This window comes from Actinacidiphila acididurans, from assembly GCF_016918855.1.
Classification (GTDB): Bacteria; Actinomycetota; Actinomycetes; order Streptomycetales; family Streptomycetaceae; genus Actinacidiphila; species Actinacidiphila acididurans.
Genome location: NZ_JADKYB010000001.1, coordinates 479,058 through 491,994, shown reverse-complemented (window position 1 = coordinate 491,994; position 12,937 = coordinate 479,058). Strand labels below are relative to the sequence as shown.

Here is a 12,937-nt window from a genome sequence, read left to right as displayed (position 1 = left end):
CCCGTCCGCCCGGCGGTCACCACCCGGGCGGACGGCCGACCCACCCCCCTTGCAGACCTTCCCGACCTTCCCGAGCGAACAGGAACGCCCATGCCCACCGCGGTGATCGACGGGATCCCCACCCGCTACGAGAGCGCGGGCTCGGGCCCGGCGCTGCTGATGTTCTCCCCCGGCGGCTTCGACTCGACGCTGGAGAGCTGGCGCACGGTCGGCGTCTACAAGCGGCTGAACCTGCTGGACCACCTCACCCGCCGCTACACCTGCGTCACCTTCGACCGCCGCGAGTCCGGCCGGTCCGGCGGCCGGGTGGAGCGCATCGGGTGGGCCGACTACGTACGCCAGGGCATGGGTCTGCTGGACCATCTCGGTGTCGAACGGGCCTTCCTGATGGGCGGCTGCGTGGGCTGCTCCACAGTCGCCGCCGCGGCGGTCGCCCACCCGCGGCGGGTGGCCGGCATGGTGCTGTACTCCCCCGCCGGCGGCGTGCGTTACCGGATGAAGCAGCACGCCCGCTTCGTCACCCACCTCGCCTTCACCGAACGACACGGAACGGCGGGGGTGGTGGAACTGGCCCGCAGTACCACCGCGGGGTTCTCGGCCGACCCGCGGGTCGGGCCCTGGGCGAGCGTGCTGCGGTCCGATCCGCTCTTCGCCGAGCGGTACGCCGGCACCGACCTCGAGCGGTACCGGATCGCGGTGACCGGGACGGCCCGGCTGCTCTTCGACCGCGACACCGTGCCCGGCCCCGAACCGGAGGACCTGCTGACGCTGGACGTGCCGGCGCTGATCGTGCCCGGCCAGGACGACTCGCACGCCCCCTCCGCCGCGCACTACCTGCGCGAGTGCCTGCCGCGGGCCGAGTTCTGGGACGTCCCGGTGGCCGAGCAGACCGAAGCCACCGCGCCGCCGCGGATCCTGGAGTTCCTGGACGCAGCGGCCAAGGCCGCGGGGATGGCGGCGGCACCGCGGTAACGGGGTGACGACGCGGTCCCCGGCGCGAGTCCTGCCCGCCGGGGGCCGCCGGCTGTCACCGAATGCCCGTCCGCCGTACCCGGCCGAGGGAATTCGGTCGGCGCACCGGGCGCGTGCCGCTCGGCCACCGGCCGCATGCCCCGGGGCGCCGCGATCGCGGACCGGCCCCGGGCCGCCACTCAGCTCAGCGGCAACCCGCGTTCCAGCGCGGCGATCTGGTCCAGCCGCCGCCGGTGTTCGCCGCCACGGAAGGGCGTGTCGAGCCAGACGGCGAGAACGTGCTCGGCGGTCTCCGGGGTGATCACCTTGGCGGCCAGGACGAGCACGTTCGCGTCGTTGTTGCCGCGGGAGATCCGCGCGCTCCACTCGTCGTGGCACAGCCCGGCCCGTATCCCGCGGATCTTGTTGCAGGCGATGGTCTCCCCCAGGCCGCTGCCGCCGAGCACGATGCCGCGGTCGGCGGTGCCTTCGGTGACGTGCCGGCAGACGTCGGCGCACAGCGGCGGGTAGTCGGTGCGGGGCTCGGCCGCGTGCGCCCCGCGGTCGTCGACCCGGTGCCCGTGCGCGGTGAGCCAGGCGGCGAGCCGGGCCTTCAAGGCGACGCCGTTGTGGTCGGCGGCGACGGCGATGCGCACCGGATTCCCCTCAGGCCGTCAGGTCGTGGGTGCCGTCGGCGAACAGTTCCTCCAGCGGCAGCGGGGCGCGCAGGATGTGCTGGCGGACCGCGTGGACCGTCAGCTCCTCCAGCACCGCCCGGTTGGGCTCGATGCCGTAGGGCAGCGGGTCGCGGCCGCCGGCCCGCAGCACCGCCAGGTTGGTCAGGTCGGCGGGCGTGGGCCGCTCGATCGCCCCGGCCGCCAGCCGCTCCACGTACTGCCGCTTGGCCTCGGCGAAGGCGCCGAAGAGGTCGGCGGCCAGGTCCGGGTGCTGCCGCAGCACGTCGTCGCGGACCACCACCAGATGGTTGACGGGATAGGTGCCGTGGCCGGCGAAGGAGGCCAGCGCGGCCTGCTCGGGGTCGGGGAGCAGCGGTGCCAGGCGGGTGGTGTGCGCGCCGAGGCCGACGACGGCGGCGAGTTCGCCGCTGAGCACCATCTCCTCCAGCGCGCCGCCCTCGGGCATCGGCTCGACGTTGGCCGGCGGCCGGTAGCCGGGCACGTGCTCGTCGCCGGACAGCACCCAGGTCACCCGGTCCAGGTCGACGCCGTACTCACGGTCGAGCACCGCGCGCGCCCACACCCCGGTGGTGACGGTGTAGCCGCGGTTGACGCCGACCCGGCGGCCCTCCAGGTCCTTCGGGCCGCGCAGCCCGGACCGCGGGTCGTACAGGATCGCACCGTGGTGGAAGCCGCGGACCAGGAAGACGGGCAGCGCGGTGAAGCGGACACCGTGCTCGCGGGCCACCAGATACGTGGTCAGCGCCATCTCGCAGACGTCGAACTCCAGCCCGCGCACCATCCGCCGGAAGGCGTGCACGAGCACGGGCACCTCCTCGAAGACGAGTTCGGCGCCGCGCGGGCGCACATCGCCGTTCTTCAGCGCCTCGTTGGCGCCCTGGGTGCGGGTCACTGCGGTGAGCTTCGGTCCGGCCATGCCCGAAAGGTAGCATGGTCAGTCCATAAGGCCATAGAGTGAGGCGACCCAGGGACCAGCGAGGACGAGGAGAGGGCCCCGATGGCAGAACAGGTACGGGCCGCGGTCAGGACCGCGCCGGGCACCACGGAACTGCGCGAGTTCCCGATGCCCGACGTCCCCGACGACGGCGCCCTGCTCAAGGTGGAAGTCGCCGGGATCTGCGGCACCGACGTGAAGATGTACGCCCGGCCGCCGTTCGCGGACCCGGTGATCATGGGCCACGAGAACGTCGGCGTGATCGCCAGGGCCGGGCGGACCTTCCGCGAGCGCAAGGGGCTGGCCGAGGGCGACCGGATCTTCGTCGAGCACTACGTCGGCTGCTTCCGCTGCGAGTGGTGCCACGCCGGGGAGTACCGGCACTGCGAGGCGACCGACTGGCGCACCAACCCCGACGCCCGCCGCTACGGCTACACCTCGGCCGCCAACCCGTACCACCTGTGGGGCGGGTTCGCGGAATACCTCTACCTGCCGTGGAACGCCGTCACCCACAAGGTGCCCGACGGGGTCACCGCCGAACTGGCCGGGCTGGTCACGCCGTTGTCCAACGGCATCGAATGGGCGCTGGTGACCGGGGGTGTCCGCTACGCCTCCACAGTGCTGATCCAGGGGCCCGGCCAGCAGGGGCTGTCGCAGGTGGTCGCCTGCAAGCAGGCCGGCGCCTCACTCGTGATCGTCACCGGCACCTCCCGGGACGCGGCGCGGCTGGCGCTGGCCAAGGAACTGGGCGCGGACGTCGTGGTGGACGTGACCCGCGAGGACCCGCTGGAGCGGGTCATGGAGATCACCGGCGGCCGCGGGGTGGACGTGGTGCTGGACTGCACGGCCGGCGCCGGCACCGCGCCGCTGCTGCTCGGCGTGGACGCGCTCAAGCGCCGCGAGGGCACGATGGTGGTCCAGGGCGAATTGGCCGCCTTCCCCGACTTCCCGCTGAAGAAGATCACCGAGAAGTCGATCAGCCTGCGCAGCGCGCGCGGCCACAGCTACCGCTCCTGCGAACTGGCCCTGGAACAGCTCGCGTCGGGCCGCTTCCCGCTGGAGCGGCTGGCCACCCACACCTTCGGGCTGGCCGACGCCGACCGGGCGATCCGCACGGTGGGCGGCGAGTTCGGCGACGGCGCCGTGCACGTGTCCCTGCTGCCCTGGGAGCAGGCCGCATGAGTGTCGTGGTGCGCAACCCGCCGCGGGCGGACCTCCGGACCGTCGACGAGCTGGCCGGCTTCGGAGTCGCCACCGTGCACGAGGCCCAGGGCCGCACCGGGCTGCTGGACCCGCGCCTGCGCCCGGTGTGGGCCGGCGCCCGGGTGGCCGGCACCGCGGTCACCGTCAGTGTGCCCCCGGCCGACAACTGGATGCTGCACGTCGCGGTGGAGCAGTGCCGCGAGGGCGACGTCCTGGTGGTAGCGCCCACCTCGCCGTCCCAGGCCGGTTACTTCGGCGACCTGCTGGCCACCGCGGTGGCCGCGCGCGGGGTGCGCGGCCTGGTCATCGACGCCGGCTGCCGCGACGTGGCCGAGCTGCGCGCGATGGGCTTCCCGGTGTGGGCCCGGCATGTGAGCGCCTTCGGCACGGTGAAGGAGACGCTGGGCGACGTCAACGTGCCCGTGGTGTGCGGGAGTCAGTGGATCGAGCCGGGCGATGTGGTGCTGGCCGACGACGACGGCGTGGTACGCGTGCCGCGGGCCCGGGCCGCCGCGGTGCTGGCCGCCTCCAGGGCCCGCGAGGAACGCGAGGCCGCGCTGCGCGAGCGGTACGCGCGGGGCGAACTCGGCCTGGACATCCACGCGATGCGCGAGCGGCTGGCGGCCAAGGGGCTGACGTACACCGACCACACGGAACGCCCCACGGACCCGGCCGGCCGGGGCACCGCTGCGGACCCCGACGGCGCTCGCCAGGACGGCGCCGCGGTCCCGCCGAACCGGAGCCGTACGGAGGCCGCCCGGTGATCATCGACTGCCACGGCCACTACACCACCGCCCCGCCGCAGTTGCAGGCGTTCCGCGACGCGCAGCTCGCCCGGCTGGCCGACCCGTCGCTGCCGCCGGCGGCACTGGCCGCGATCGGCGACGACGAACTGCGCGACAGCGTGGAGAACCACCAGCTCAAGGTGCTGCGGCAGCGCGGCGCCGACCTGATGCTGTTCTCCCCGAAGGCGTCCGGCATGAGCCATCACGTGGCCGGCCCGGCGACCGCGCGCGCCTGGGCAGCGGCGTCCAACGACCTGGTGCACCGGGTCACCGAGCTGTTCCCGGCGCACTTCGCCGGGGTCTGCCAGCTGCCGCAGACCCCCGGCGGCGCGCTGGACGGCGCGGTCGCCGAACTGCGCCGCTGCGTGTCGGAGCTGGGCTTCGTCGGCTGCAATCTCAACCCCGACCCCTCCGGCGGGTACTGGACCGCGCCGCCGCTCACCGACCCGTACTGGTTCCCGCTGTTCGAGGCCATGACCGAGCTGGACGTGCCGGCCATGATCCACGTCTCGACCTCCTGCAACCCCAGCGCCCACACACTGGGCGCGCATTACCTCAACGCCGACACCTCCGTGTTCATGCAACTGCTCCAGGGCGACCTGTTCACCCGCTTCCCGGGGCTTCGGCTGGTCATCCCGCACGGCGGCGGCGCGGTGCCGTACCACTGGGGCCGCTACCGGGGGCTCGCGATGCGCATGGGACGCCCCGACCCGGCCGAACTCCTGCGGGAGAACGTCTTCTTCGACACCTGCGTCTACCACCAGGCGGGCATCGACCTGCTGCACCGGGTGATCGGCGCGTCCAACGTCCTTTTCGCCTCGGAGATGCTCGGCGCGGTGCGCGGCGCCGACCCGGAGACCGGCGTCGCCTGGGACGACACCCGGGTCTACGTCGAACGGCTGGGGCTGAGCGCCGAACAGCGCCACCGCGTCTACGAGGCCAACGCCCGCCGGGTCTACCCCCGGCTGCACGCCCGGCTGCTCACGGAAGGCAGGTAGTACCGCCATGGCCCCCCTGCACCTGACGTTCGCCTGCGGCGACTACGACCGGACCCGGGCGCTTGCCGAGGGCACGGTCCGCGCCGACGGCATCGACCTGACCTACCTGCGGCTGCCGGTGGAGGAGACCTTCTTCCGGATGCTGCGGCACCGCGAGTTCGAGGTCGCCGAGATGTCGCTGTCCTCCTACGTGGTCTCCCTGCGCGAGGACCCCGCGCCTTTCGTCGCGCTGCCGGTCTTCACCTCGCGGATGTTCCGGCACGGCTCGCTGTACGTGCACGCCGACTCCGGCGTCGAGAAACCCGAGGACCTGCGCGGCAAGCTGGTCGGCACACCGGAGTACCAGCTCACCGCGTGCGTGTGGATGCGCGGCGTGCTCGGCGACCGGCACGGCGTCCCCTTCGACTCGGTCCGTTACGTCACCGGCGGCCAGGAGACCGCGGGCCGGATCGAGAAGGCCGGCCTGGACCTGCCGGCGTCGGTGCGGATCAGCCGCATCCCCGAGGACGCCACCTTGTCGGCGATGCTCGCGGCCGGCGAGATCGACGCGCTGTGCACCCCGCGCGTGCCGAGCCCGTTCGCGGCCGGCGACCCGCGGGTGCGCCGGCTGTTCCCCGACGTGGTGGCCGCCGAGAAGGAGTACTGGGCGGCCACCGGCATCTTCCCGATCATGCACGTGGTGGTGATCCGCCGCGACGTGTACGAGCAGCACCGGTGGGTGGCCCAGTCGCTGTACAAGGCGCTGGTCGCGGCACGCGACGCGGCGTACGACTCCCTCTACGACACCTCGGCGCTGCGCTTCATGCTGCCCTGGCTCACCCCGCAACTGGAGGAGGCCCGCGCGCTGCTGGGCCGCGACTACTGGTCGTACGGCCTGGCCGACCACCGCAACCGGGAGGCGCTGGCGGCCTTCCTGCGCTACCACCACGAGCAGGGGCTGTCGCGGCGGCGGTGGGAGCCGGAGGAGCTGTTCGCGGCGGAGTCGCTGGAGGCCGCGGTGATCTGAGGCCGGGCGATCCTCAGCCGGTCCGACCGGCTGCGTCGCGCGCGCCTCGCAGCGGGGCAGCCGCGGGTGCGCACGGCGGCCGGCCGGTCGCGACCCGCGAGTCCGGCCGCGGGGTGGGCCGAGTGCACCTTGCGGCCGGGTCTGGCGGACGTCAGCCGGCTTGCCCCGGCCCCAGCCCGTACAGTTCGCGGTAGGAGGGAAAGCTGCCGCCCGGGCCGGACACGCTCCGGGCGGACAGCACCGCGCGCAGTACGGCGCGGGTGAGAACGTCGGCACCGGCCGCGAGGATTTCGTTGAGCGCCCCGGCCGCCATGTGCACGCCGAAGGCGGGGTCGGCCGGGGGCGGCCGGTCGGCGGGAACCAGCGGCCGGGCTCCGGTGGCCATGGTGAAGACGGTGTCGCCGTCGGAGAGCAGGTGGACCGGCCGGACCGCGCGGGCCAGGCCGTCGTGCGCGGTGCCGGCCAGTTTGTGCGCCTGCGCGCGGGTGAGGACGGCGTCGGTGGCGACGACGGCGAGGGTGGTGTTGAAAGGCGGCGGCTGCGCGGCAGCGAGCCGTTCCCGCGCCGCCGCCACCGTGGCGGCCGGCAGCGGTCCGGCGGGCAGCCCGAAGTCCGCGGACCGGCCCGCGGGGACGCCCCACAACAGGCCGGTACCGGTGTCGACGGCCGAGCCCGCCGCATTCAGCGCCGCGAGGGCGGCGACCGTGGTGCCGGAGGCCAGCACCAGGCTCGCGGTGCCGACCCCGCCCTTCAGACCTCCGGCGACCGCTCCCGTACCGGCGCCGACATTGCCGAGAGCAACGGGCGCCCCCTCGGCAGAGGCCGCCGCTGCCTCGGCCGCCGCCCGGCCCATCGCGGCGTCCGGGCGGGCCGCCCAGTCGCCGCCGCGGCCCAGGTCGAACAGCGCGGCGGCGGGCACCACCGGCACCACGTACCCGGGCGGGCCGACCCGGAAGCCGCGGCCCCGCTCCTCCAGCCAGCCGGCCACCCCGCCGGCGCTGTCCAGGCCGTACGCGCTGCCGCCGGTGAGCACCACCGCCTCGATCCGCTGCACCAGGTTGCGCGGGTCGAGCGCGTCGGTCTCGCGGGTGCCCGGCCCGCCGCCGCGCACGTCCACCGCGGTCACGACGCCGCCTTCCGGGGCGAGCACCACCGTGACCCCGGTGAGCCAGCCGTCGCCGGCCCGCCCGGCGTGGCCGACCCGCAGCCCGCGCACGTCGGTGAGGGCGTCGCGCGGGCCGGGGACGGGTTGGTCGGCGGCGGTCGTCACGGGCGTACCAGCGACCTGGCGGTGGCGTCCTCGCCCGCCTCCAGCAGGTTCGCGGCGGCGCCCACGATCAGCGGGTCGGGGGTGCCGACTATCTCCTCGTCCTTGCCGGTGTAGTCGAAGCGGTCCAGGACGCTGCGCATGGCCTCGACCCGGGCGCGCTTCTTGTCGTTGCTCTTGACCACCGTCCAGGGCGCGTACTGGGTGTCGGTCTCCTGGAACATCGCGACCTTGGCCTCGGTGTACTCGTCCCACAGGTCGAGCGAGGCCAGGTCCATCGGGCTGAGCTTCCACTGCCGGACCGGGTCCACCTGGCGGATCGTGAAGCGGGTGCGCTGCTCGTTGCGGGAAACGGAGAACCACAGCTTGACCAGCCGGATCCCGTCGTCCAGCAGCATCCGTTCGAAGCCGGGCGCCTGCCGCATGAAGCGGTGGTACTCGTCGTCGGTGCAAAAGCCCATGACCCGCTCGACGCCGGCCCGGTTGTACCAGGACCGGTCGAACATCACGATCTCGCCGGCGGTCGGCAGGTGGGCGACGTACCGCTGGAAGTACCACTGCCCGTTCTCCCGGTCGGTGGGCTTCTCCAGCGCCACCACGCGGGCGCCGCGCGGGTTGAGGTGCTCGGTGAACCGCTTGATGGTGCCGCCCTTGCCGGCCGCGTCCCGGCCCTCGAAGACGATGACGATGCGCTGGCCGGTCTCCTTCACCCAGCTCTGCAGCTTCAGCAGCTCGATCTGCTGGAGCCGCTTGTGCCGCTCGTACTCCGGCCGTTCCATCCTCGTGTCGTACGGGTAGTTCTCCCGCCAGGTGTCGACCACGCTGCCGTCCGGACGGATCAGCACCGGATCGTCCTGGTCGCTGTAGTCGACACGCATGCCGACCAGGAGGGAGTCGCCCGCGTCCGCGCTCATCGCCCGACCGCCTTTCGCCTGTTCTCCGTGCCGGTCACCTTCATCATGGTCCGTCTGCCCCGTCAGTGGAACTGCGGAACGATCAAGTACAGGCCGTAGACCACGGCCCCCGCGCACACGGTGAAGCACAGGCCGGCCACGGCCGTCCGGGCGGTCACGGTACGCCCGGCCGCCCGCTGCTGCTCGCCCCCGGCCAGGGTCCGTACCCCCAGGGCGAAGAAGACCACGACGCCGACCGTGGCGCCGAAGCTCACCGTGGCGACCTCGGCCAGGGCTCCCCATTTGATGTTCATCGGTGCTGCTCCCGGTTCTCGGTGGGATCGGGTTCCCAGTGGGATCAAGGGGGTCTGGGTGGGATCGGGGGGCTCAGACGCCGGCGCCGGCCTGGGCCGGGCGGCGGACGGCGGTGTCGGGGACGTTGTTGACGTTGTCGGCGTGCACCGGGTTGCGGCGGGAGAGCACGACGATGACCGCGGCGACGGCCAGCGCGGCCAGTGCGATCAGGACGATCCCGGTGGTGCCGCCGTGCACGACGGCGCTGGCGGCGACCGCGCCGACCGCCCCGGCGGCGGGCAGCGTCACCAGCCAGGCCATCGCCATCCGCCCGGCGGTGTTCCAGCGCACCTCGGCGAGCCGACGGCCGACGCCCGCGCCGAGGATGCCGCCGGAGCAGACCTGGGTGGTGGACAGCGCGAAGCCGAGGTTGGCCGAGCTGAGGATGACCGTGCTCGCCGCGGACTCCGCCGCGAAGCCCTGCGGCGACTCGATGTCCACGATGCCCTTGCCCATGGTGCGGATGATCCGCCACCCGCCGATGTAGGTGCCGAGCGCGATGGCCAGGCCGGCGGTGAGCACCACCCACACCGGCGGCCCGGCGTTCGGGCCCAGGGCGCCGCAGGAGATCAGCGCCAGGGTGATCACGCCCATGGTCTTCTGCGCGTCGTTGGTGCCGTGCGCGAGGGAGACCAGCGAGGCGGAGGCGACCTGGCCGGTACGGAAGCCGTCGCTCACCGTCTCCTTGCGTGACCGGTGGGTGATCCGGTAGGCGAGGTACGTGGCCGCGAGCGCCGCGACGCCCGCCACGATCGGCGAGGCCACCGCCGGGATGATGATCTTCTCGACCACCTTGTCGAAATGCACGGCGCCCCGCCCGGCGCCGACCCACACCGCGCCGATCAGCCCACCGAAGAGGGCGTGCGAGGAACTGGAGGGCAGGCCGAGCAGCCAGGTGGCCAGGTTCCACAGGATGGCCCCGACCAGGCCGGCGAAGATCATGCCCGGGGTGACAAGGCTGTCGTCGACGATGCCGCCCGAGATGGTCTTGGCGACCGCGGTGGACAGGAAAGCGCCCACCAGGTTCAGCACGCCGCTTATCGCGACGGCGACCTTGGGGCGCAGGGCACCGGTGGCGATGGACGTGGCCATCGCGTTGGCGGTGTCGTGGAAGCCGTTCGTGAAGTCGAAGGCGAGGGCCGTGACGATGACCATTCCCACAAGGAAGGTGATGTGGTCCATTGCTTCAGGTAACCAGGGGTAGTGGTACGAGAACGGAAGGACACGTGAAGGTGCGGTACGCCCAGTGGGCGGATGGCATGCGCATGTACGGCCGGACGGGTGAGGGGCGGTCCGTCCGGCCCTGCCCCCGTCCGCTCAGCGGCTCGCGGCGGGTGCGTCCAGCAGCGCGGCGATCTCGGCGGGGGCGGGCAGCGGACCGTGGTCGCCGGAGGCCCGCAGCGCCGCGCCGGCCGTGACGTGGGCCAGCCGCAGGGCGCGGCCGACCGGCTCGCCGCGGTGCAGGCCGGCCAGGAAGCCCGCGGCGAAGGCGTCGCCCGCGCCGACCGGTTCGACCACCTCGGTGGGCAGCGCCGGTTCGGTGTGGACGGCCCGGCCGTCGAAGGCGGTGGCGGCAAGGGCGCCGTCCTTGACGACCAGCAGCGCCGGGCCCGGCAGCAGAGCGCGTACGTCCGCGGGCGCGGTGATCCGCGCCCCCCACAGCGCCTGCGCCTCGTCCAGGCCGACGAAGACCAGGTCGGCGCGGTCGGCCAGGGCCCCCAGCACCTCCGGCGCGGAGCCGTCGGGCCACAGGGCGGGCCGGAAATTGACGTCGAAGCTCACCGGGAGCGGACCGGTCAGCGCCTCCTCGACCAGGGCCCGGCAGGAAGCGGACAGGGCCGGGGTGATCCCGGTCAGGTGCAGCAGCCCGGCGCCGCGCACCGCCGCCCCGGCCAGCACCTCCGGGCCGAGCGCCGACGCGGCCGACGCGCGCCGGTAGTAGTGCACCCGGGTGCCGCCGGGCGCCGGGTCCTTCACCAGCAGCCCGGTGGGCCGGTCCGGGTCGGTGCGCACCCCGGTGACGTCCACCCCGCACGCGGCGACCTCGGCGAGGATCCGCTGCCCGAAGGGGTCGGCGCCGACCGCGGACACCCAGCGCACCGGCACGCCGTGCTCGGCGAGGTACATCGCCGCGTTGGACTCCGCCCCGGCCACCGTCAGCCGCAGCAACCCCGCCGCCGCCAGCGCCCCCACCGGCTCCGGCACCAGCGCGGCCATGGTCTCCCCGATACAGACCACCGGCCCGGGCGGCAACGCCTTCACCGCGCACCTGCCGGACGGGGTGCCGCAGCCGTCGTACGCCTCCATTGCCGTGAGCACGCTTCGCTCATCGGGCCGCCTCCCGCCGCGCGGCCACCGCGCGGAAGTCCCGGGCCCGCAGCCGCAGCGCCCCGAGGTCGCCGCCGTCGGCCGCGTCGCCGACCAGCGGGGACCCGACGCCGACCGCGAGGGCACCGGCGGCGAGGTACTCGCGTGCGGCAGGGGCGTCGATGCCGCCGACCGGGACGAAGGGGGCGTCGGGGAAGGGTGCGCGCAATGCCCGCAGATAACCGGGGCCGCCGGCCTGAGCGGCGGGGAACAGTTTCAGGGCGTCGGCGCCCATCCGCCGGGCGGCCACCACGTCGGTGGGCGTCATGACCCCGGCCAGCACCGGCAGCCCGGCCTCCTTGGCGGCGGTGACACCCTCCCCGAGAGCCGGGGTCACCACGAATGCGGCCCCCGCCCGGTGGGCGCCCTCGGCATCGGCGGCGGTCAGCACGGTGCCGGCGCCCAGCGGTGCGTCCGGTCCGAGCGCGGTCCGGGCGGCGGCGATGACGCCGAAGGCGCCGGCGGTGGTCAGCGAGACCTCGATCAGCGGGACACCCTCCTCGGCGAGGGCGAGCACGGTGGCGAGCGCGGCATCGGGCGACGAGCCGCGCACGATGGCCAACAGTCGATGGGCGCCGAGAGCGGCGAGCAGGTCCACGGGAGGGGGTCCTTTCAGGACGCGGTCAGGCGGTGCCGGTACGGAGGGTGGGTGGGTACGGGAAAGAGGTCCGCGGTCTCAGCCCGCGCAGATCGTGAGCCGCCAGTGCGCCTCACCGGTCGCGGGGACGAGCGCGGCCTCGTCCCCCGCCGCGGCGGACAGGTCCCAGACGCGGCCGAGCATGGGCTCGACGCCGATCGAGCGGTAGGGGGCGCCGGCCGGGAAGCCGCGCAGGTTGCGCCACAGGGCGACGGAGACGGGCTGGCCGGGGGCGTCGAGGGCGAGCCGCAGGGCGTGCGGTCCGTCGTGGACGGTGACGTCGGCGGCAGTGACGATCGCGCCGAGCGCGGTGCCGTCGTCCGGGCCGAGCCGGTCGAAGCGGTCGGGGCCGGGCCAGGCGAAGGGGGTCCAGGAGGCGCCGCCGTCGGGGTAGCGGCGGCCGGGCGCGCCCGCGGGCAGGTCCAGCCGGGCGGCCGGGGAGACGTCGAGCAGCGCGTGCGCGGCCCACAGGAAGCGGTGACCGGGCGCGGCGGTCAGCCGGTAGTCGGCCACGACCGCGCCGCCCGGCACCGTACGGATCCGCCGGTCGAGCCGGAAGTCCGGGCCCGTCACCCGCTCCACGTCGCCCTCGCGGGTCCACGGCCGCGACCAGACCTCGCCGTGGTCGGGCGTGCCGCGCACGGTGGGCAGGCATTCCTCCAGGCCGCCGGCGTCGGCGAAGGGGTCGCCGGGGGCCACGGCGGACCGCCGCGGCTCGTCGCGGTGCCACAGCCACTCCCGCGGGCCGCCCGGGCCGCCGGTGACCAGCGACGTCCAGCGTCCGCCGTGGGCCGGGTCGGTGACGACCCGTACGACACCGCCCGCCGCACCCTTCACGGTCCCG

Annotated in this window: 14 protein-coding genes; 5 read left to right on the top strand and 9 right to left on the bottom strand. The window is 74.3% G+C overall.

Annotated features, from left to right (window positions below):
* Nucleotides 1-90 precede the first annotated feature (90 nt).
* Nucleotides 91-972, top strand: coding sequence for an alpha/beta fold hydrolase (locus tag ITX44_RS02170; RefSeq protein ID WP_205355203.1), 882 nt, complete (start codon nucleotides 91-93; stop codon nucleotides 970-972).
* Between the two features lie 179 nt (nucleotides 973-1,151).
* Here the strand turns inward: ITX44_RS02170 and ITX44_RS02165 are convergent, their stop codons facing one another.
* Both ITX44_RS02165 and ITX44_RS02160 read right to left on the bottom strand, forming a co-directional pair.
* Entirely contained in the window at nucleotides 1,152-1,607 is a 456-nt protein-coding gene (locus tag ITX44_RS02165; RefSeq protein ID WP_205355202.1) for an RpiB/LacA/LacB family sugar-phosphate isomerase, read from the bottom strand.
* A 10-nt stretch (nucleotides 1,608-1,617) separates the two neighbouring features.
* Entirely contained in the window at nucleotides 1,618-2,565 is a 948-nt protein-coding gene (locus ITX44_RS02160) for a substrate-binding domain-containing protein (RefSeq protein ID WP_205355201.1), read from the bottom strand.
* An 81-nt stretch (nucleotides 2,566-2,646) separates the two neighbouring features.
* On the opposite strand from ITX44_RS02160, the gene ITX44_RS02155 reads away from it, so the two are divergent.
* Genes ITX44_RS02155 through ITX44_RS02140 form a run of 4 tightly spaced genes read left to right on the top strand, consistent with a single transcriptional unit; the run spans nucleotide 2,647 to nucleotide 6,575 of the window.
* Complete coding sequence (locus tag ITX44_RS02155; RefSeq protein ID WP_205355200.1) at nucleotides 2,647-3,765, top strand: zinc-dependent alcohol dehydrogenase; 1,119 nt, start codon at nucleotides 2,647-2,649, stop codon at nucleotides 3,763-3,765.
* Nucleotides 3,762-4,550, top strand: coding sequence for a 4-carboxy-4-hydroxy-2-oxoadipate aldolase/oxaloacetate decarboxylase (locus ITX44_RS02150; protein ID WP_205355199.1), 789 nt, complete (start codon nucleotides 3,762-3,764; stop codon nucleotides 4,548-4,550). Before ITX44_RS02155 ends, ITX44_RS02150 begins: the two co-directional genes overlap by 4 nt.
* Entirely contained in the window at nucleotides 4,547-5,569 is a 1,023-nt protein-coding gene (locus ITX44_RS02145) for an amidohydrolase family protein (RefSeq protein ID WP_205355198.1), read from the top strand. Before ITX44_RS02150 ends, ITX44_RS02145 begins: the two co-directional genes overlap by 4 nt.
* Nucleotides 5,570-5,576: 7 nt before the next feature.
* Nucleotides 5,577-6,575: an ABC transporter substrate-binding protein gene (locus ITX44_RS02140; RefSeq protein WP_205355197.1), complete on the top strand. Its 999-nt coding sequence runs from the start codon at nucleotides 5,577-5,579 to the stop codon at nucleotides 6,573-6,575.
* 151 nt (nucleotides 6,576-6,726) lie between these two features.
* On the opposite strand, the gene ITX44_RS02135 is transcribed toward ITX44_RS02140, so the two are convergent.
* The 7 genes from ITX44_RS02135 to ITX44_RS02105 form a co-directional block, all read right to left on the bottom strand.
* Nucleotides 6,727-7,845, bottom strand: coding sequence for a P1 family peptidase (locus ITX44_RS02135; RefSeq protein WP_205355196.1), 1,119 nt, complete (start codon nucleotides 7,843-7,845; stop codon nucleotides 6,727-6,729).
* On the bottom strand, nucleotides 7,842-8,756 hold the full coding sequence (gene ppk2, locus ITX44_RS02130) for a polyphosphate kinase 2 (RefSeq protein ID WP_236059721.1): 915 nt from the start codon (nucleotides 8,754-8,756) through the stop codon (nucleotides 7,842-7,844). Before ppk2 ends, ITX44_RS02135 begins: the two co-directional genes overlap by 4 nt.
* Before the next feature lie 62 nt (nucleotides 8,757-8,818).
* Nucleotides 8,819-9,049: a hypothetical protein gene (locus ITX44_RS02125; protein ID WP_205355195.1), complete on the bottom strand. Its 231-nt coding sequence runs from the start codon at nucleotides 9,047-9,049 to the stop codon at nucleotides 8,819-8,821.
* A 73-nt stretch (nucleotides 9,050-9,122) separates the two neighbouring features.
* Nucleotides 9,123-10,271 carry an inorganic phosphate transporter gene (locus ITX44_RS02120; protein ID WP_205355194.1) on the bottom strand — a complete coding sequence of 383 codons (1,149 nt, stop codon included), beginning with the start codon at nucleotides 10,269-10,271 and terminating at the stop codon, nucleotides 9,123-9,125.
* 135 nt (nucleotides 10,272-10,406) lie between these two features.
* On the bottom strand, nucleotides 10,407-11,306 hold the full coding sequence (locus ITX44_RS02115) for a sugar kinase (protein WP_236059951.1): 900 nt from the start codon (nucleotides 11,304-11,306) through the stop codon (nucleotides 10,407-10,409).
* Nucleotides 11,307-11,415: 109 nt separating this feature from the next.
* The gene (locus ITX44_RS02110) at nucleotides 11,416-12,054 is read right to left on the bottom strand and encodes a bifunctional 4-hydroxy-2-oxoglutarate aldolase/2-dehydro-3-deoxy-phosphogluconate aldolase (RefSeq protein ID WP_205355193.1); all 639 of its coding nucleotides are present in this window, start codon (nucleotides 12,052-12,054) and stop codon (nucleotides 11,416-11,418) included.
* A 78-nt stretch (nucleotides 12,055-12,132) separates the two neighbouring features.
* Nucleotides 12,133-12,930: a hypothetical protein gene (locus ITX44_RS02105; RefSeq protein WP_307795038.1), complete on the bottom strand. Its 798-nt coding sequence runs from the start codon at nucleotides 12,928-12,930 to the stop codon at nucleotides 12,133-12,135.
* Nucleotides 12,931-12,937 lie beyond the last annotated feature (7 nt).